This window comes from Limnobacter sp., from assembly GCF_046297615.1.
Lineage (GTDB): Bacteria > Pseudomonadota > Gammaproteobacteria > Burkholderiales > Burkholderiaceae_B > Limnobacter.
Map to the genome: position 1 here is coordinate 629,416 of NZ_JBKBHM010000001.1, position 17,113 is coordinate 646,528.

The 17,113-nt window shown below is 59.2% G+C and carries 17 protein-coding genes; 4 read left to right on the forward strand and 13 right to left on the reverse strand.

Features of this window, described 5'->3' with window-relative positions; translation table 11 throughout:
* Nucleotides 1–161 precede the first annotated feature (161 nt).
* The 10 genes from ACK4FF_RS02890 to ACK4FF_RS02935 form a co-directional block, all read right to left on the reverse strand.
* A complete protein-coding gene (locus ACK4FF_RS02890) occupies nt 162–1,331 on the reverse strand; it encodes a zinc-binding dehydrogenase (RefSeq protein ID WP_409704399.1) in 1,170 nt (389 codons plus the stop codon).
* Nucleotides 1,328–2,176 carry an alpha/beta fold hydrolase gene (locus ACK4FF_RS02895; protein WP_409704401.1) on the reverse strand — a complete coding sequence of 283 codons (849 nt, stop codon included), beginning with the start codon at nt 2,174–2,176 and terminating at the stop codon, nt 1,328–1,330. The genes ACK4FF_RS02890 and ACK4FF_RS02895 overlap by 4 nt, the downstream gene beginning before the upstream one ends.
* A gap of 77 nt (nt 2,177–2,253) precedes the next feature.
* The gene (locus ACK4FF_RS02900; RefSeq protein ID WP_409704403.1) at nt 2,254–3,663 is read right to left on the reverse strand and encodes an ATP-binding protein; all 1,410 of its coding nucleotides are present in this window, start codon (nt 3,661–3,663) and stop codon (nt 2,254–2,256) included.
* A complete protein-coding gene (locus tag ACK4FF_RS02905; protein WP_409704406.1) occupies nt 3,660–4,337 on the reverse strand; it encodes a response regulator in 678 nt (225 codons plus the stop codon). The genes ACK4FF_RS02900 and ACK4FF_RS02905 overlap by 4 nt, the downstream gene beginning before the upstream one ends.
* A 51-nt stretch (nt 4,338–4,388) precedes the next feature.
* Entirely contained in the window at nt 4,389–5,036 is a 648-nt protein-coding gene (locus ACK4FF_RS02910; protein WP_409704408.1) for a tetratricopeptide repeat protein, read from the reverse strand.
* Nucleotides 5,037–5,051: 15 nt separating this feature from the next.
* Nucleotides 5,052–5,855 (reverse strand): SDR family oxidoreductase, encoded by an 804-nt coding sequence (locus ACK4FF_RS02915; RefSeq protein WP_409704410.1) that lies wholly within the window; start codon nt 5,853–5,855, stop codon nt 5,052–5,054.
* 10 nt (nt 5,856–5,865) lie between these two features.
* A complete protein-coding gene (locus ACK4FF_RS02920; protein WP_409704412.1) occupies nt 5,866–6,549 on the reverse strand; it encodes a TenA family transcriptional regulator in 684 nt (227 codons plus the stop codon).
* Complete coding sequence (locus ACK4FF_RS02925) at nt 6,546–8,030, reverse strand: AMP-binding protein (RefSeq protein WP_409704414.1); 1,485 nt, start codon at nt 8,028–8,030, stop codon at nt 6,546–6,548. Before ACK4FF_RS02925 ends, ACK4FF_RS02920 begins: the two co-directional genes overlap by 4 nt.
* Entirely contained in the window at nt 8,027–8,656 is a 630-nt protein-coding gene (locus ACK4FF_RS02930) for a thermostable hemolysin (RefSeq protein ID WP_409704416.1), read from the reverse strand. The genes ACK4FF_RS02925 and ACK4FF_RS02930 overlap by 4 nt, the downstream gene beginning before the upstream one ends.
* Nucleotides 8,657–8,771: 115 nt before the next feature.
* Entirely contained in the window at nt 8,772–9,821 is a 1,050-nt protein-coding gene (locus tag ACK4FF_RS02935; protein WP_409704418.1) for a YncE family protein, read from the reverse strand.
* A 238-nt stretch (nt 9,822–10,059) separates the two neighbouring features.
* On the opposite strand from ACK4FF_RS02935, the gene ACK4FF_RS02940 reads away from it, so the two are divergent.
* The gene (locus ACK4FF_RS02940) at nt 10,060–10,899 is read left to right on the forward strand and encodes an alpha/beta hydrolase (protein WP_409704420.1); all 840 of its coding nucleotides are present in this window, start codon (nt 10,060–10,062) and stop codon (nt 10,897–10,899) included.
* On the opposite strand, the gene ACK4FF_RS02945 is transcribed toward ACK4FF_RS02940, so the two are convergent.
* Nucleotides 10,889–11,956, reverse strand: coding sequence for an AraC family transcriptional regulator ligand-binding domain-containing protein (locus ACK4FF_RS02945; RefSeq protein WP_409704845.1), 1,068 nt, complete (start codon nt 11,954–11,956; stop codon nt 10,889–10,891). The genes ACK4FF_RS02940 and ACK4FF_RS02945 overlap by 11 nt on opposite strands.
* Before the next feature lie 154 nt (nt 11,957–12,110).
* Here ACK4FF_RS02945 and ACK4FF_RS02950 point away from each other — a divergent pair, with 154 nt between their 5' ends.
* Together ACK4FF_RS02950 and ACK4FF_RS02955 are read left to right on the forward strand one after the other, a co-directional pair.
* Nucleotides 12,111–13,661: a flavin-containing monooxygenase gene (locus tag ACK4FF_RS02950; protein ID WP_409704422.1), complete on the forward strand. Its 1,551-nt coding sequence runs from the start codon at nt 12,111–12,113 to the stop codon at nt 13,659–13,661.
* A gap of 129 nt (nt 13,662–13,790) precedes the next feature.
* The gene (locus tag ACK4FF_RS02955; protein WP_409704424.1) at nt 13,791–14,075 is read left to right on the forward strand and encodes a helix-turn-helix domain-containing protein; all 285 of its coding nucleotides are present in this window, start codon (nt 13,791–13,793) and stop codon (nt 14,073–14,075) included.
* Between the two features lie 24 nt (nt 14,076–14,099).
* Here the strand turns inward: ACK4FF_RS02955 and erpA are convergent, their stop codons facing one another.
* On the reverse strand, nt 14,100–14,456 hold the full coding sequence (erpA, locus tag ACK4FF_RS02960; protein ID WP_409704426.1) for an iron-sulfur cluster insertion protein ErpA: 357 nt from the start codon (nt 14,454–14,456) through the stop codon (nt 14,100–14,102).
* A 5-nt stretch (nt 14,457–14,461) separates the two neighbouring features.
* Nucleotides 14,462–14,920, reverse strand: coding sequence for a DUF4864 domain-containing protein (locus ACK4FF_RS02965; RefSeq protein WP_409704428.1), 459 nt, complete (start codon nt 14,918–14,920; stop codon nt 14,462–14,464).
* Between the two features lie 125 nt (nt 14,921–15,045).
* Here ACK4FF_RS02965 and ACK4FF_RS02970 point away from each other — a divergent pair, with 125 nt between their 5' ends.
* Complete coding sequence (locus tag ACK4FF_RS02970; protein ID WP_409704430.1) at nt 15,046–17,094, forward strand: S8 family serine peptidase; 2,049 nt, start codon at nt 15,046–15,048, stop codon at nt 17,092–17,094.
* The last annotated feature ends 19 nt before the right edge of the window (nt 17,095–17,113 follow it).

A 17,113-nucleotide genomic window follows, 5' to 3' on the forward strand; every position in this document is an offset into this window, starting at 1 on the left:
ACGTTGAATGAAACCCAGTGTATTGAGGAGAGACCCTGAGGTCAAAATGGAATTCCCTATGGTTTTAATCGGATTTTTCGATTGAGGGGGAATAACTTGCGTATAAATGCGATCAGACCGGTCTGCGTCTGCAGAACCAAGTCTGATCGTTCATGGCGTTGTCACATCACTGCAATTTTGTCGCCCAGTAGCGTGTCACTGGGGTTAATCAAAATCTTGGCGTGCTTTTCAGGGTTGGCGAGTGCGTCAAAGGCGTTGGCCACCCCTGACAATCCAACTTGCCCCGTGATGAGGTGTTTGGCGGCCACCTTGCCTTCGGCCAGCAGGTGCAATGCATCCCGGTATTCCAGCGGTGTGTAGCCCAGCACAAAGCGCAATTCAATTTCTTTGTTGATGGCCAGGGCTGGTTCAATCCGGTCGGCTTCCATACACACACCGACCACCACAATCCGTGTCATGAAGGGTGCGCCCTCCATCAAGTGGTTCAACACGCCGGGAACACCTACACACTCAAACACCACGGGGCGTTTAGGCCCAAGGCCGGCTGCTTCCGCAAGGCGCCACGCGTGCCACCATTTGGGCACGGCGTCGATTTTTTCGCGGGTGCCGACACCCAGTTCCAGCAACTGCGGCAGCTCGCCAATAAAGCCATAGTCCTTCCAGTCTGCGAATGGGGAATTGTCCGAAGGGTTGACCACCATGTCAGCACCACTTTGTTTGGCCAATGCACGCCGGCCCGCAGAAAAGTCGCTGGCAATCACAGTGCGCACGCCACGGGCCTTGAGCATGGCAATCACGGCCAAGCCCACGGGGCCGCAACCCACGACAATGGCCACATCGCCTTTCTTGATGTCGCTTTTGTTGACAGCGTGCAAGCCAACTGCCATGGGCTCTGTCAGTGCGGCAACTTCCGAGGACAGGCCGTTAGGGATGGGTTCCATCATGGCTGCTTGAACAGCCACGTATTCCGCATAGGCCCCCGGGGCCGTGGGGGACAGGCCAGTGAGGTCCACCCGGTCTTTCAGGCGAATCATGGGCACCGCACACACACGGGTGCCGACCTTGATTTTCTTGTTGGTGCGTGGCCCGTGTTCCATCACTTCGCCACAGAACTCATGGCCGAAAACCACCGGGTCGTTGCTGGTGGGGAAGAATGGGTAGCCCACCCGCTTGGCCAGCGCAGACATGTGGTCGCAGTGGGTCCGCATGTGCAGGTCCGAACCGCAGATGCCGCAGCGCAGCACTTTCAGCACCGCTTGGCCGCGTTCCGGTTTTGGGTCTGGCAGGGTGTCTACGCGTAGGGCTTTGTTTTCACAGATCACGGCTTTCATGCGGCAGCCTCCTGACGGCTCTGCTTGGTTTGGCTGTCCAGAAAGCTCACCAACAACGCAGAAGTTTCCTCTGGTTTTTCAATCTGAAACCAGTGGCTTGCCCCCACCACTTTTTCATAGCGCCAAGGGCCTTTCACAATCTGGCCGCTATTCTTCATTTGGGATTCACTCAGGAAGCGGTCGCCATCGCTGTAGATGCCCATGACCGGTACATGAATGTCGGGGTACTTGCGTGGCAATATCAGCGACACGTTCGCGCGGTAGTAATTCAGGCCAGCAGTCAGACGGCCAGGGCGTTGCAGCTTTTCAATCCAGCGCGGTGTTTCCTCGGCCTGGCCGACAAATTGGCGGATGGCGAACCAGTTGCCGGTGCGCATCAAAAACTCAGCCACCTTGCGCAACTGGAACGCAGCGGTGTACCAGCCCTTGATTTTTTGGGCCAGGCCGCCCTGCGCGTAGGCCAAGGGGTGGCCCACCGACATGGCGGTGTAACTGTTGACCCGGTGCGGGTAGTTCATGGTGAAAAACCACCCAATGATGGAACCCCAGTCGTGGCCAATCACATGTACTTTCTCGTGACCCAGCTCAGTCAACAGGGTGTCCAGGTCTTGGGTCAGTTTGCTCAGGTGGTAGTCGCTGGTTGCGCCGGGCAGGGACGATTCGCCGCACCCGCGTGTGTCTGGTGCAATCACTTTGTAGCCCGCGGCAACCAGGGCAGGAATCTGTTTGCGCCACACTTGGTGGTCGTCAGGAAAGCCGTGAATCAACAGCACGGCAGGCCCTTGGCCCGCCTCCAGCACGTTCAGCGTGGCGCCGTCGACCGAGACCGATCGGTAGCTTGTCATCTTGAGTGTCCCCGTGTTTTGGATCGTTATAGCCCCCAGCTTGGGCTGAGGTTGTCAACGATTGTAACGGTTTAGGCTCAAGTCGTCTGGACAGTCAACGACACAAACAGTCTGCCTTCCGAGTGGCGGATGGACAGCGGCCAACCGTGGTGGCTGGCAATTTCCTGCACCATCGCCAGCCCCAGACCGTTGCCTTGCCGCGTGGCCGAGGGCATCCGGAAATAGGGCTCTGTGATTTGTCGGCACTGCTCAGGGCTGAGTGGTTCGCTGGAATTGTCGATGGTTAATGTGGCCTGTTCAGCCGGCTTGTGTTCGAGTGTGACTCGAATTGGGCTTTGTGGGTCAAGGCTGTACTTGCAGGCGTTGTCCAGCAAGTTGCGAAGCAGGCGCTCCAGTTCGCTCCTGCGCGCTTGTACCATCACAGGGTGCTGAGGCAGATTGAGTTCAATACTCAGCCCGCTGCCCTCAATCAATTGCCGCTGGGTGTCCACCAAGTACTCCAGTTCTTCACTCAGGTTATTGGCGGTGGTGGCTTCCCTTGAATTGCCCGCCTGCATGCGGCTGTAGGTCAGCATTTGGTCGACCAAGTGGGTGGCGCGTTGTATGCCCGTCATCAATTGGGCCATGGACACTGCACGCTCTTCTTCAGTGGCTGCACCAATGGCGTTTTGGGCGTGAATGCGCAGTGCGGCCAAGGGTGTACGCAACTCGTGCGCGGCAGAATCGGTGAAGCGCCGCTCACGCAGCACCGCTTGGGAAATCCGTGTGAACAGGCGGTTCAAAGCGCCCACCACGGGGCTGATTTCCGAGGGCGTTTTTTCGATGTTCAAGGGCCGGTAATCTTCAGGTGCACGCAGTTCCAGTGTGTGGGCCAGGTTAGACAGCGGCTTGAACCCGGCAATCACAATCAGGTTCACCATCAACAGCAGCACGAGGAAACCAATCAGCATCGGGTTGACCAAAGTGAGCGCAACATCACTGGCAATTTCGCCACGCAACCCGGCCTGTTCAGCCACTTCAATCCACAAGTCGTTCGACTTCATCGAAAACACGTGCCAGGCAATGCCGTCCGATTCTTCCTCTGAAAACCCGGCAACACCCGAGCCCAGCCTGTCGATGGGGGGTGCAAAGGCGGAACGAACCAGCAATCGCCCATCGTTGCTCCAAATCTGAAAGGCCAGCTTGGTTTCGTAGGGGTGGCCCAAAGGCCCGGGTTCGTCGCCACTGTCTTTCAAGCCTTCGGGCAATTCAATCACCACCGGTTTCACAATGGTGGCGTGTTCAATCTGCCGCGTCAGCAGGCTGTCCAGCACTCGGGCGGAGGTGGCCAATCGTGCACTGAAAATCTCGTCGGCCTCGTGCAAGGCCACCGCATAGCCTGCACCGCCGGCCACCCCCATGATGACCAAGAGGGCAGCCAACAAGCCCACCATGATGCGAAACCGCATGGAGTAATGAAGTTCGGGTTTCAGCGCAGGTTTGCTCATGGCTTGTCACTCACAAGCTCGGGGTCCAAGCGGTAGCCAATGCCCCGCAGGGTCTTGATCACGCCGGGGTAAATCTTTTTGCGAATGTTGTGGACGTACACGTCAATGGTGTTGCTGCCCACATCAGTGGTCCAGCCATACAGGCTTTCTTCCAGTTGTTCGCGGGTGAACACTTGCCGTGGGTTCTCCACCAGCTTTTTCAGAAGGCTGAATTCACGCCGTTGCAGGCTCACGGGTTGAGCCTGAAAGTGAACGGTGAGTGCATTGAGGTCCAGGGTCAGTTCGCCGATGGTCAGGGCGTTGCTGGCTTTGCCGGTTGTGCGTCGTTCAATGGCCTGAATTCGGGCAAAGAGTTCGTCCAGGTCAAAGGGCTTCACAATGTAATCGTCGGCACCTGCATTCAATCCGTCCACGCGGTGACGGGTGGTGTCCCGCGCACTGGTGATCAGGGTTGGGGTCAGGTTCTGCTTTTCCCGCAATTTGCCCAGCACGTCCATGCCGTCCAGCCCGGGCAGGCCCAAGTCGAGAATGATCAAGTCAAAGGCGTTGTCCAGTGCGGCATTCAGGCCCTGACGCCCATCGGGGATCCAGTCCACTTGATAGGCCCGCCGCTTCAGGGCCATCATCACCCCACGGGCGATGCTTTCGTCGTCTTCAATCAGAAGTATGCGCATAATCTGGTCGGCAGCTTGTCCATGGCCTGATTATGCGCAGACCGTTGGCATTTATCCACGCTTGGCGCGCACTTTGGTCAGCAAGGCATCGATTTCGCCACGGCGGCCTTGGTCGGCCAGTTCGCGGCCGGGGCGTGCCGGTGCAGCCAGCGCCTTCGTCAACGCAGCTTCGGCTTCGTTGTAGCGGCCTTTGCGGAACAGGAAGTCGCCATAGAAGTAGTTGGGGTCGATGCCGTTGGGGTTGATGGTCAAGCCCTTTTTCAGGTATTGCTCTGCCTTCTCATCGTCACCAAAACCCAGGGGCCAGCCGGGCACCTGGTAGTACAGGGACCCAAGGCTGGTCAGGGCTGAACCATCCAGCGCTTTGGGGTCGATGCTGATCGCTTTTTCAAACGCCGCTTTGGCTTCTTTCACCAGGCCCAAAGCGCCAAGGCCGCCTTTGGCACCTGCGTAGCTGCCCAAAACAATGCCTTCCCAAATCAGGGTGTCGGCGTCTTTGGCGCTGGCTTCAGCCTGTTTGCGGGCTTTGTCGGCCAGCTTTTCCAGCGCTTGTTCTTTGGCGTTGCCACTGTACTGGTACATGGCTTGTGCCCAGTCCGCTTGAAGGGCCTTGACGGAATCGCTGGTGTCCGCCCAAGCGGTGGTGAATGTCAGCAGCAGCGCGGTGGCTGCCAAGGTGGTGCGAAGTGTACGGATCATGGGGGGCTCCCGAGTTCAGAAATATTGACGGATGGTGGGCAATTGCCCTGCGATGGCTTTGTCGTTGATTCCGGGGACCAACTGGTTCAGCATCACGAACAGGCGTTCAGGCCAGCCAAGCTTGCGTTCAAAACGGTTGTCGGCCAGGCATTTGATCAATTCGGCAGCCACGTATTCAGGGCTGTCACTCTGGGTACCCAGGGCCTTGTTCAGTGCCACCACCTTGTCGGTGTTGATGGCAGTGCTTGTTGCCCGGGGGGCAAAGTACTTCACTTGCACCGGGGTGTCTGACAGTTCCCGTCGCAAGGCTTGCGCATACCCCCGCAAACCGAATTTGCTGGCGCAGTAAGCGCTGTTGCCCGGGTAGCCGATGTACCCAAAGATTGAGCCAACCTGCACCACCTGCGCTGCCTGCTGTTGCATCAGCGCGGGCAGCATGGCCTGGGTCAGTGTGATGGGGGCCATCAGGTTCACCGCCAGCACTTCTTGCTGGGCGTGGGCAGGGGTGCTGACTGCGGATCCAAAATGGTTGATTCCCGCGTTGTTCACCAACACGTTAATCGACTTTTCGCGGGCGGTTTGCACCAAAGCAGCCACATCGTTGGCCTGTTGCAGGTCAGCCACCACAGTCACAATGTCGCAGGCACCGGTGGGGTTCTTGTGGGCCAGCTCGGTGGCCAGTTTGGTCAGTTCATTGGCCTTTCGACCCACCAGTACCAAGCAGGCGCTCTGGGGCAGCAGTGCGTGGGCCATGGCTTGTCCGATGCCACCGGTGGCCCCGGTCAGCAAAACACGATACAGCGTTGAAGTGGTGGTCATGCGGGCACCCTCACACAGTTTCTTCAAACAGCGCATGGCTGTTGGATTGCGGCAAGCTGCGGAACATATTGCCGTACAGGTGGTACATCGCATGGGCCGTGTCAATGATGGCTTGCTTGTCCTCCTCGCGTGTCAACTGGTTCACCAGGCTTTCAAAAAAGCGCACATGTTCCAGGTCCAGGCTGCCGTGCGAGGTCAGGTAACTGAAGGCGTTGGGCGGCAAGCCCAGTTGGGTTTGCAATTGCTCGGCCGCCAGTGTGGCCAGGGCGGTGCTGGTGCCTTCCAGTACATGTACCATGCCAAAAAAGCCGACTGGGTTGCCACGGTCCACTTGGTGGTAAGCGTAGGCCACCATGGCCGCGGTGCTCACATGCGGTTTGGCATTGCGTACCTGTTCGGCATCACCACCTGCCGCGGCGATATCGTCCAGAATCCAGTGTTCATGGCCATACTCTTCTTCCACATATTCCACAATCGCCTTCTTCAAGAACTCGTGTTCAGGGCCAAGGCGGGAACCGCAGGCCATCAGCAGGGGCACTGTGTGTTTAACGTGGTGGTAAGCCTGCCCCAGAAATGCCAGGTATTGCTGGCGGGTCACCTCGCCTCGAAGGGCATCCTGAATGATCGGGGTGCCCACCAGCGTTTGACGGCTGGGCTCGGTGGCTTGAATCAGTTGCTGGAAAAACGTGGTCATGCAAAAACTCCTGAATAGTGGCGCGCAATCGCATCGCGCCGAATACGGCCATTGGCGGTGGCCATGCCGTTGTCAAATGTGAATGGTTCGGTGGCCATCACCCGTTGGCCGATGCGTGCATAGTCGGGCAATTGGGCATTCACTGTGGCCAAGGCTTGGTCCACGGTGTCGTCGTTCATCGGCATGCGGGGCACCAGCACAGCAGACAGTTGCTCCTGCCCGTCACCCATCACCATGGCCTGCAAAAATAGCCCTGTGGCCAACAGCAGGCTCTCGGGCCATTCAGGGCTGACGTTGCGCCCAAAGCCGGTGATGATGAGGTTCTTTTTCCGGCCATTGATGCTGACAAAGCCGTCGGTGTCCACGGTGCCCAAGTCGCCTGTGGGCAGCCATTCGTCGGCCACCTGTGCATCGGCCTGGCCCTGCAGTTCATGCAAGTAGCCCATGTATCCGCGCCCGCGCACCAAAATTTCGCCGTCGTCGGCCAGCTTCACCGACACGCCGGGCAGTGGTTTGCCCACCGTACCTGCTCGGGTGAATTCGGGTGTGTTCAGGCAAACGACAGAGGCGCATTCGCTGAGCCCATAGCCTTCAAACACGGGCAGTTTCAGTTGTGAGGCCCACGCCAGCAGTGATGGTGGAACTTTGCCGCCGCCCACCGCAATGAACTTCAGGCTGCGAACCCGCACGTCGTTGGCTGACGTGGCTTGCAACAGCGCGAACAGCATTTGCGGCAGCAGAATGACACTTTCTGCCTGATAGCGCCCAATCGTGTCCAGGCATTGCTGCGCATCGAACGACGACGCACCTTTCAGGCCTGTTTCTGCCAAGGGTGGGCAGGCAATGTCTGCATCGCTCAGCAGGGGTGCATAAATACCGGCAATGTTTTCCAGCAGCACCGACATGGGCAGCAGGCACAAGTGGCGCCGAATGTTCAAAGGGGCTGTCACCTGTTTCAATGCATTGGCCACAGCCATTTGCTGATTCAGTGACAAACAGACCCCTTTGGGCTGGCCTGTGGTGCCCGAGGTGAAGGTGATTTTATGCACCCCTTCCGGCAAACGCTGCGCAGGTGCGAATGCCCTGTGGCTGATCAGAATGTCATGGCTGTCCACGCTCGCTTCAATGCCGTGTACTGAAAACCCCAGCGCAGCGGCTTTGTCGGCTTGGGTGGTCAACAGCACACCCACTTGCGCCTGGCTCACCAAGTGGCGTTGTTGGTCCACTGTGAAAAAGTCGGGCAGGGGTACCACGGCCACGCCGAGCATTGAGCACGCCAGGTCCAGAGCGATCCAGTGGGGCCCGTTGTCCAGCAGCAAACCGACACTGGCATGGCCACTCAACAACTCAGGAAACTCGCGCAGGCGGTCACGCCATTGGCTGACTTGGGCCTTCAGTTCTGCGGGCGTCCAGGCACGGTCGGGCGCGCTCAGCACATTTCCTCCGCCGCACAGCCCATCATTCAAGGTGAATTGGCTCATTGCAGCAATTCCGGTGGGGTAAGGCTGGCCAGGTTCTCTAGGTGTGCAAAGCCTTGCCCAATGTTGCCCAGCACCACCCAGGGTTGTTGGTCGTAATAGCGGCCCCAGTTCTCAGGGTTGCGAACCCGGTCGGGGGTGGCCTGTTGCAGTGGAATGGGCGACAGGCCCATGCGCTGGAAGCTGTTGATCAGTTGGCGTGTCGCCGTGAACACCACCCAGCGTTGTCCGAGTTTATGCAGGTGTCGGGTCATCATGGCGATCAATTGGCGAGCGCCGCCTGCCTCTACCGTGGCCAGGTTGCCCACTTCCACCAAGTCGCTGCGGGTCAGGTCCAGCCCCAGCTTGTCCTTCACGAACTCCTCAACCGGCACACCCAGGTACTGTTCCAGAAACAGTGGGCCTTCTTCAGCAAGGTTGTAGCCTGCTGCGGCCAGAATTCGGCCCTCTTTGTCCCGCTGGGCCATCAACTGGTTGCAGAAGGTGTCAACCCGTGCGTTGTAGTGGTTGGCAAAGACCCGGGCAATGAATTGACGGGTGTCCTGCTCATCGGCAATACGCAGTGCGTCGTCGGCACCGGGTGCGGCGGCTGGAATCACACTGTGGACGGGTCGGGGTGCTGCGCTCATTCATCGCTCCTTGGGCTTGATGAGTCGCACTGTAAAAATCAAAAATTAACGAAGAATTAAGGATGGCCCAAGGCAAGAAATACCCCTTTGTTCGGGGTTTTGAAGGCTTTGCGGTTTATTGGGCAGGCGTGGCCGCAATGGCTTGTACCACGGGCCTGCGCAGTGCATAGGCGGCTTTGGGGCTGGCGGGTAGGGAAAGGCTTCCGGTGTGTTCCCCGGTCGTCGTGTCAAACACCTGAAGGGTTTGGCCGCACAGCAGGATGAGTTTTTTGTCACGCGGCCCGAAAACCGGCGTTTGGCAATCCCGGGGCAGGGCCCACTCCTTCACCACGGCATCGGTGTCGGTGTCCAGAATCTGTACGGCATGGCTGCGTTTAAGCACCACCGCCAGCCACTCATCGTCCTCGCTGAAAGACAATTGATCAGGCACTTCACCGGTCGGAATCTGGTTCTGCACATTCAAATTCTCGTCCAGTATCAGCACTGTGTTGCCGTAAGCCAAGGCCACAGCCACTTGTTTGCCATCATTGGACACTGCCAACGTGGTGGGCTTTAACCCCCGCTCCCGTGTGTCCAGTAGCTTTTCCACTTGCCCGGTTTGTTGGTCCATCACCAGAATCTGATGATCGCGGGGCTGCGTAGCCACCAAGGCTTTTGATCGCGGGGCCAGAACCACATTCAGCGCTGGCCCGGCCAGCCATTGTTGGCGTTCTTGCAGATCATCCAGGTCAATCAATTCAACGTGTTTGATTCCCTGATGGGTGAAGGTGAGAAAGGCCTTGCGGCCATCCACGGCAAGGCTGTCACCCCCGCGCCCAATGGCCAGGTGCTCGTCGGGTTCATCATCCCGCGTGTCGAACGACACCAGCTCGCCAGTGCCTCGGGTCAGAAACCACAGTCGGTCAGCGTCTCTGTCCAGGCTCATCGCTACCGCCCCACCCGGCAGGGCGAGAGGGCGGGTGACCTGCAGCGTCGTTAAATCAATCAGCAAGGGGTTGCCTTTGTCCAGCAAAACCACCAAAACATCCTCCATGTCCCTGTTCGCCTCAACTTTCGCTGCGGCGCCCGGGGCGTTGGGTTTGGAAGGCTCTTCGGCTTGCCGGGTGCAGCCCAAGGCCAACACGGCCGAAGCGCACACAAGGAGGAAGCGAAGCAGGTGGGTCATGGGCTAGGCAAAAACGCAGAAGGGCGACATGTCAACCCACTATTGTTGCAAATCCTGAGCGGCTCGGGGCTTTTGACATGTCATCTGGGCAAATCATTCCAATAGCGGCGCCTTTTGTTGTTTTGTGCGCAATTCAATCCACGGAAAATTGGCCGGTTGCGTACACTGAATTGACTCTATGACCGTTCATGCCATGGTCACAATTGAACCAGTCTTTGTTTTGCGAGCACCCAGCAGTATGAAGTTCCACGCCTCCGTCCCCGCCAAAGCCATGCCCAAGGTCGCCCTTTCTGCGTCTGTTGGCTTGGCCGCCTATTGGGGCTACCTGTTTTTCAACCAGACCCGGCATGTGTTTTCACCCGCCGTGCGCAAGCACGTGGTGGAGCATGCAGACCACCCCAACATCACCCCCGTGGAATTGCCCGTGGCCCCAGGTGTGGTGCTGGAAGGCTGGGTGGTGCAGCCGGCTGGCCGCGATGTTCAACCAACGCCGGGCCCCTGCGCCATTTACTTTGGTGGCCGAAGCGAGGACGTGCGTTGGTTGTGCGAGGAGGCCTCCGGGTTTGGGCAACTGCCCTTGGTGTTCTTCAATTACCGGGGGTATGGGCGCTCGGGCGGCGTGCCCAACGAGCAAGTCATGGTCTCTGACGCCAAGGCCATTCACGCTTGGGTGAAAACCCAGCCCTGGTGCGACCCCTCGCGCCTCAGCCTGATTGGCCGAAGCCTGGGCACCGGTGTGGCCATGCAACTGGCCAGTTCAGTGCCCGTGCACAAGCTGGCCCTGTTCACCCCTTACGACAACCTAGTCAGTGTGGCGCGCCGCAAAGTGCCCTTGGCACCGGTGTCGTTGTTGTTGCGCAGCAAGTTCAACTCCGCCGCCCATGCCGTGCAGGTGCGTTGTGCAACGCTCATTTTGCTGGCTGAAAAGGACACCGTGGTGCCCCACAGCTCCTCGTTGGGCTTGATGAAACATTTCCCGGTCAAACCCCTGGTGGCCACGGTCAAAGGGTCGGACCATGTGTCGGTGCCGCATGACCGCGACGCCCAAGCCCTGGTGGGCCAATTCCTCACGGCTTGAGCTTGCCCATCCACTGACGGTGTTCGGTGGGTGTGCGTCCGGTTAATTTTTTGAATGCACGCGTGAAATTGGCCCTGTCCTGATAACCCAAGCGCTGGGCAATTTCGTCAATGCTCAAACGTGTGCTTTCCAGCAGCATACCCGCGTCGCGTTGAATGATCTCACCCAGCAGCGCCGTGTAATTCGTGTGGTGCAGGGCCAGCCGACGCTTGAACGTGCGTGGGCTCATGTGCAGGTGCTGCGCCATGTCGTCCACAGAGGGGTAATGCCCATCCCGGCACAGCATCAGGTTTTTAACCCGCGCCAGCCAGTCCCCGCTGTACCCCAAGCCCTGCATTTCCTGTTCGCACTGCTCCACCACCCAACGCGCTGTGGCCTCATTGGCCGTGGGCAGGCGCATGTCCAGCCAGCGGGCTGGTGTACGAATCTGGTTGCTTGGGGCATTAAAGCGGCACACCGGCAGGCTGCTGGCATACGCGGCGTAGTAAGTGGGCTCCGGCCAGTCAAACCACAACTCAATGCCGCTGCGCTCGTCCCTTTGCCCCATGGGGTTGAACAGCGATTCAAACAGCCGCCAAACCTCAACCATGAAATTCTCGATGGCAAATTTGCGCACCGGGGCCAGTGGAAATGCCTCGGCAATGTGGCACACCAGCCCGTGTTCATCCTCGCTGGTGTCAATCGCGTAAAAAGGCACTTTGGTGGGCAGGAAACGGATGCCCAAATTGATGGCCTCACGCAGCGTGGCGCAGCTCATCAGGCCAAAGCCAATCATGCCGGCCTTGGTCAGGCTGCTTTGTAGCCCAATGTCAATCGCAATGTGCTCGCTTTGAAACAGGTTCAGCAGGTTCATCACAATCACCCCGTGTTGGGCGGCGGGTATCCGTGCTGAGGGCTCCTGAAGCTGCTGCAGGGTCAAGCCCGTGTGCGCCAGCACCTGGGCCTCGCTAAAGCCGCGAGTGATGGCGTAGTTGGCAAAGACCAGCGGATAGGCCTGAGCCACCGTGTGGTGCTCCAGTTGGCGAAGGGCGTGGGTCCAGTCCTCGAGGTTGGGCATGGCGTGAGCGGCGGTTTCAGGAAGATTCATTATGGCATGGTTGGTCACGCATGGCCCAAAATGACTCCTAACTTGTCCCGCTGAACACTCTCGCTGGTGCGCGGCTGCGCCCTAGAATAGGCCCACTTTCAAGCAATGTGGTCTGGAGCAATTCATGGGCAAGGCAGAGACTTTCGAGGGTGTGTTGGATGTGCTGGTGGTGGGCGCGGGTGTGTCCGGCCTGGGCATGGCCATTCGCCTCAAGCAGAGCGGTATCGATAACTTCCGCGTCATTGACAAAGGGCAGGACGTGGGCGGCACCTGGCGTGACAACACCTACCCGGGTTGCGGCTGCGACGTGAAGTCGGCCCTGTACTCCTACTCCTTCGAGCCTTGGCCGGAATGGAGCCATGTATACGCCAAGCAAGGCGAAATCTACAAATACACCCGCCATTGCGCCTCCAAGTACGGCATCTACCCGCACATTCAATTCAACACAGCGGTGACTGGCGCGCGTTACGACGAGTCCACAGGCCTGTGGACCGTGAACCTGAGCACCGGCGACAGCGTGCTGGCCAAAAATGTGGTCACTGCGGTGGGTCCGTTCTCAGCCCCGAAAATGGCCGAGTTCAAAGGCGCGTCGGCCTTCAAGGGCAAGGTGGTACACACTGCAGCCTGGGATCATTCGGTGAGCCTGGAAGGCAAGCGGGTGGGCCTGATCGGCACGGGTGCAACCGCCATTCAGGTAGGCCCCGCAATTGCCGACCAGGTCAAGAACCTGGTGGTGTTCCAGCGCACTGCCAACTGGATCATGCCCCGCCCAGACCGCGAGATTCCAGAAACCGAAAAGGCCACGTTCCGCCAAAGCAAGCTGGCCATGAAGCGTGACCGCCTTGGGGTGTACTGGTACAACGAGCTGACCGCGCCGTTCCTCATCCTGAAGTACGACTTCTTCAAGCAGCAGCCAGAAAAACTGGCCCTCAGCTACCTGCGCAAAAAGGTGAAAGACCCTGATCTTCGCAAGAAGCTGACCCCCACCATCAAGTTCGGCTGCAAGCGAGTGCTGGTCAGTTCCGACTGGTACACCACGGTGCAAAAGCCCAATGTGCACCTTGAAACCACCGGCATTGACTGCATCACCGAAAAAGGCATTCGCCTCACCGACGGCACCGAACACGAACTGGACGTGATCATCTATGCCACCGGCTACGAAGTGCGCCACACAGGCTCGCCTATTGACGCCAAAGGCGTGGGTGGCGCGTCATTGAATGCGAAGTGGAAAGATGGCTCCGAGGCCTATCAAGGTGTGGCCACCACCGGTTTCCCCAACCTGTATTTCCTGGTGGGTCCGTTCACAGGCCCGGGCCACACCTCAGTCATTGCTTATGCCGAGTCGCAGATCGACTATGTCATTCAAGCGGTGCAGTTGCGCAACCGCCGTGGCTTGAAGGCCATTGAGGTCAAACCCGCGGTGGAGGCTGAATTCGTGAAAACCATGGACTTCCGCAGTGGCCACACCGTGTGGAAGTCCGGCTGTTCCAGTTGGTACCTTAGCCCCAACGGGCGAAACAACACCCTCTACCCGGGCCTGAATGCCGAATACCGGGTTCGCATGGCCCGTTTCAACCCGGCGGATTACCGGCTGGTGTCTGCGCAGGGCAATGAAGTGAAGGCCAGTGTGCTGGACCACCTGCGCACCGGCGTGGCTGCCGTGAAGTCACTCTGAGGGAGTGGGGGCCTAGTAAAAACCCGAATCCGGTCTGCAGAGCCAAGCCCCTCGTTGTAGGGGTTTGGGTTTGCTGCAACACTTTTCCCATCATCCGTCCACAGACACGTGACAAGAGCAGGGAATCGCATGGCAGTCCGGAAAACCACGGTGGGAGATTTGAGTCAGTTGCTGCGCGCAAGGCGCCGTGAACTGGGTTTGACCCAGCGCGATCTGGGTGAACGGCTGGGCATTGACCAGCGCACAGTGTCAGCCCTGGAGAAACGGCCGGGCTCCATCAGCGTGAACCGGCTGTTTGCCGTGTTCAATGCCCTCGACATGATGGTGTACACGTCGAACGACACACGGGATGAATCGCACCTTCAGCGGTACTTTCCCGAGCTGTCTGCCCAGCGCATGCGGCGAATGTTCTAAACCGCAGGCCCAGCCAAGCCCCGATTATTCGACCGAGAAGCTGGACCCACACCCACAGGTTGTTTTGGCCTGCGGGTTGTGAAACACGAAACGAGAACCCATCGTGTGGCTTTCGTAGTCAATGGTGGTGCCTTCCAGGTACGGGGCGCTGAACGGGTCCACAAACAGTTGAATGTAGGGGTTCACGTCCACCCGAATGTCATCGTCGGCCAGTTCTTTGGCCAAATCAATCTTGTACTCAAACCCCGAGCAGCCGCCACCCTGCACATACAGCCGAATCATGGCAGGTTTGTGCATGTTGTCGCGCAAATCCAGAATGCGTTCCTGGGCTGCGTCGCTCAGGTGGATTGTGCATTGGGGGGTGTCAGTCAGTGATTCCATACGTATCAGATGAGGTCGATGGCGGCTTTTTCAATGTCACAACTCGAAATTCGCCATTCGCCTTTGGGAAACTTCTCAAGCAGATAGTACACGTTCCACAGCACCATGTTCTGGTCGACCATCTGCACCGCGTGGATCACCCGTGGCCCCTGGCTCTGGAATTTCACAAACTGGACTGAAGAGGGCCGATACACGACCGAGTAGTCACGTTTGACCATGGTGACAAAGGTGTTGGGGTCCCGGAACAGACGTTGCACCGAGGGGCTGGCCAATTTGAAGGCACTGGGCGCGTCATCGTTCTGGAAGGCCTTCAGTTGGGCTTCAATCACTGCCTGGCTGGCGGAGCGGTCCTGTTCTTCGGCGGCCATGGCCTTGTGCGTTGCTGCAAAACCCAAGCCCAGCACGATCATCACCAACCAGATTTTCCACACGCGGGCCCGGAAGCTGGTTTCCCTGTCTTCCATGCGGGTTCCTCCTGCTGCTAACCCTGAAAGTTGAGTGTGCCATGCCCGCGCGCGCACCTCAAGGGGGGTTGAATCCAGCCCGTCTTTGTGCGGGTAAAACTAGGGAACCCAAACCGGAGTCAGCCGTGCCCCCAGCCTTGTTTTCTGGCCTTTGCCGAATCGTCGGCGTGTGCCTTGCTTCTGCTTCTTTGCTGTCTTTCACGGCGGGCCCCGCTGCCCATGCGGCTGAGCCGGCCGTGGTGCCCCAGCCCACCCAAACCATGCCCCTGCGGTGGATTGTGAACACAGGGGAGTTGCCGATCGAGCGGGTGTTGACCGCTTTAAACCTGCGCTTGGGGGTGCCGGTGAAAGTGGTGCGCCCCATGTTGCAGCCGGGCAGCACCTTGGTGGAGTTGGGTCGATTGCCTCTGCTGGGTAACCTGCAGCAGGTTCAGGACGTTGCCGCCGTGCTGGGGAATATCCCGGGCGTCGTCTTCGCCAGCCCCGACCTGTCGCTGAGGCGTGCTGCCGTGCCGGCGCCCAACGACCCCTTGTATCAGTCCGCGCAAGCAGCCTATCTGGACCAAGGCGCCTACGCAGCCCTCAACATGCGTCGGGCATGGCTAACTACCCGTGGCAGCGCATCAGTCACCGTGGCTGTGCTGGATTCTGGGGCGTTGTACCAGCACCCGGAGTTGAAGGGGCGGCTTTTGCCGGGTTACGACTTTGTGTCTCAGGTAACCCCCATGACGGGCACCCGCGAAACAGGTACTTTCAGCACCAGCGGGTCCAATGATGGCGATGGGCGCGATGCCGATGCCTCTGACCCGGGTGACGCACCGCCTGCAGGCTTTCGTTGCCCGGACACCAGCACCACAAGCTCATTCCACGGCACCGCTGTGGCCTCTGTGCTGGCCGCGCAAAGCAACAATGGCAATTTTCTGACTGGCATGGACTGGAATGCGCGAGTGCTGCCAGTGAGGGTGTCCGGGCGCTGCGGCATTGCCTTCTCATCGGACATTGCCGACGCCATGTATTGGGCGGCAGGCACTGGGCGCTCGGTCGCTGGTGTGCCCGCCAACCCCAACCCAGCCCGTATTCTGAATTTCAGTTTCGCGGGGGACAGCCCTTTTGCCGGTGCCTGCGCGCGTGATGCGGTGGGCGTGGCTATCGCCCAGTTACGCGCCCAAGGCGTGTTGGTGGTGGTGTCGGCAGGCAACAACAATGGTGGCCCAATTCAGTTCCCGGCCAACTGCCCCGGTGCGGTGGCTGTGGGGGCTGCTTCCAGTGATGGCCGTTTGGCTGCCTATTCGGCCAAGGGCACAGCCTTGGGTGTGGTCACCTTGACCGCACCGGGCGATGCCCAAGCCCGTTATGTGGGGGCCAACAACAGCGGGGTGGCTTCGGGTGCCAACCGTGGACAACCCAGCGCAACAGGCCACAATACCCTGTTGTTCCAGGGCACCAGCTTTTCAGCGCCCCTGGTGGCCGGGGCATTGTCGCTTGTCATGGCTGCGCGGCCCGATTTTACGGCCCAACAGGCTTTGGATACCTTAGTGGCCACAGTCAGGCCTTACCCTGCGGGTGCTGACTTCCGGTTTGGCTTGCTGGGCGGCTTTTCCCGGTCCAATTGCACCAGTTCCAGTTGTGGCCGGGGTTTGATCGACCCCGTCGCGGCTATCGAGTCTGCCGTCAAGGATCGGCCCGTGGCCAATGTCCCGCAGTCTGTGCTTGCCACCTCCAGCGGCGGTGTTGTGATTGACGCCAGCTTGTCATCCAATGCAGCCCGGGTGAGCAGCGGCCTGACCTACCGATGGGATCAAACACAAGGCAACCCCACCGTGCTGCAATCGGTCACCTCCCCTGTGCTCACCGTGCAGTCTGGCCTTGCGGGCAATGTGGCGCAGTACCGGCTCACGGTGACCGACACCCAAACCAACCAAACACATGCCAGTGAGGTGCGGGTGGTGTCGGCTGGCGCTGATGAGCGCACCTTTTCCGCAAGCGGCAGCTCCGCTGGGGGCGGCTCGGTGGTTACCCCCAGCGAAACCGGCGGCAGCAGCGGTTCCGCATCCACCAGTGCTGGGGGTGGCGGTGGGGGCGGTGCATTCGGTTTGCCGGGCCTGTGTTTAATGGCTTTGCTGATGCTGCTGTGGCACCAGCCTAAAGCAGCAGGCAGGGGCCTGCGTCGTTAAAAGCCCACGCCCCAAGGCC

Coding starts and splice junctions, on each gene's coding strand:
- ACK4FF_RS02890 (WP_409704399.1), bottom strand. CDS start 1,331: ATGAAAGCCGTGATCTGTGAAAACAAAGCCCTACGCGTAGACACCCTG.
- ACK4FF_RS02895 (WP_409704401.1), bottom strand. CDS start 2,176: ATGACAAGCTACCGATCGGTCTCGGTCGACGGCGCCACGCTGAACGTG.
- ACK4FF_RS02900 (WP_409704403.1), bottom strand. CDS start 3,663: ATGAGCAAACCTGCGCTGAAACCCGAACTTCATTACTCCATGCGGTTT.
- ACK4FF_RS02905 (WP_409704406.1), bottom strand. CDS start 4,337: ATGCGCATACTTCTGATTGAAGACGACGAAAGCATCGCCCGTGGGGTG.
- ACK4FF_RS02910 (WP_409704408.1), bottom strand. CDS start 5,036: ATGATCCGTACACTTCGCACCACCTTGGCAGCCACCGCGCTGCTGCTG.
- ACK4FF_RS02915 (WP_409704410.1), bottom strand. CDS start 5,855: ATGACCACCACTTCAACGCTGTATCGTGTTTTGCTGACCGGGGCCACC.
- ACK4FF_RS02920 (WP_409704412.1), bottom strand. CDS start 6,549: ATGACCACGTTTTTCCAGCAACTGATTCAAGCCACCGAGCCCAGCCGT.
- ACK4FF_RS02925 (WP_409704414.1), bottom strand. CDS start 8,030: ATGAGCCAATTCACCTTGAATGATGGGCTGTGCGGCGGAGGAAATGTG.
- ACK4FF_RS02930 (WP_409704416.1), bottom strand. CDS start 8,656: ATGAGCGCAGCACCCCGACCCGTCCACAGTGTGATTCCAGCCGCCGCA.
- ACK4FF_RS02935 (WP_409704418.1), bottom strand. CDS start 9,821: ATGACCCACCTGCTTCGCTTCCTCCTTGTGTGCGCTTCGGCCGTGTTG.
- ACK4FF_RS02940 (WP_409704420.1), top strand. CDS start 10,060: ATGAAGTTCCACGCCTCCGTCCCCGCCAAAGCCATGCCCAAGGTCGCC.
- ACK4FF_RS02945 (WP_409704845.1), bottom strand. CDS start 11,956: ATGCCCAACCTCGAGGACTGGACCCACGCCCTTCGCCAACTGGAGCAC.
- ACK4FF_RS02950 (WP_409704422.1), top strand. CDS start 12,111: ATGGGCAAGGCAGAGACTTTCGAGGGTGTGTTGGATGTGCTGGTGGTG.
- ACK4FF_RS02955 (WP_409704424.1), top strand. CDS start 13,791: ATGGCAGTCCGGAAAACCACGGTGGGAGATTTGAGTCAGTTGCTGCGC.
- erpA (WP_409704426.1), bottom strand. CDS start 14,456: ATGGAATCACTGACTGACACCCCCCAATGCACAATCCACCTGAGCGAC.
- ACK4FF_RS02965 (WP_409704428.1), bottom strand. CDS start 14,920: ATGGAAGACAGGGAAACCAGCTTCCGGGCCCGCGTGTGGAAAATCTGG.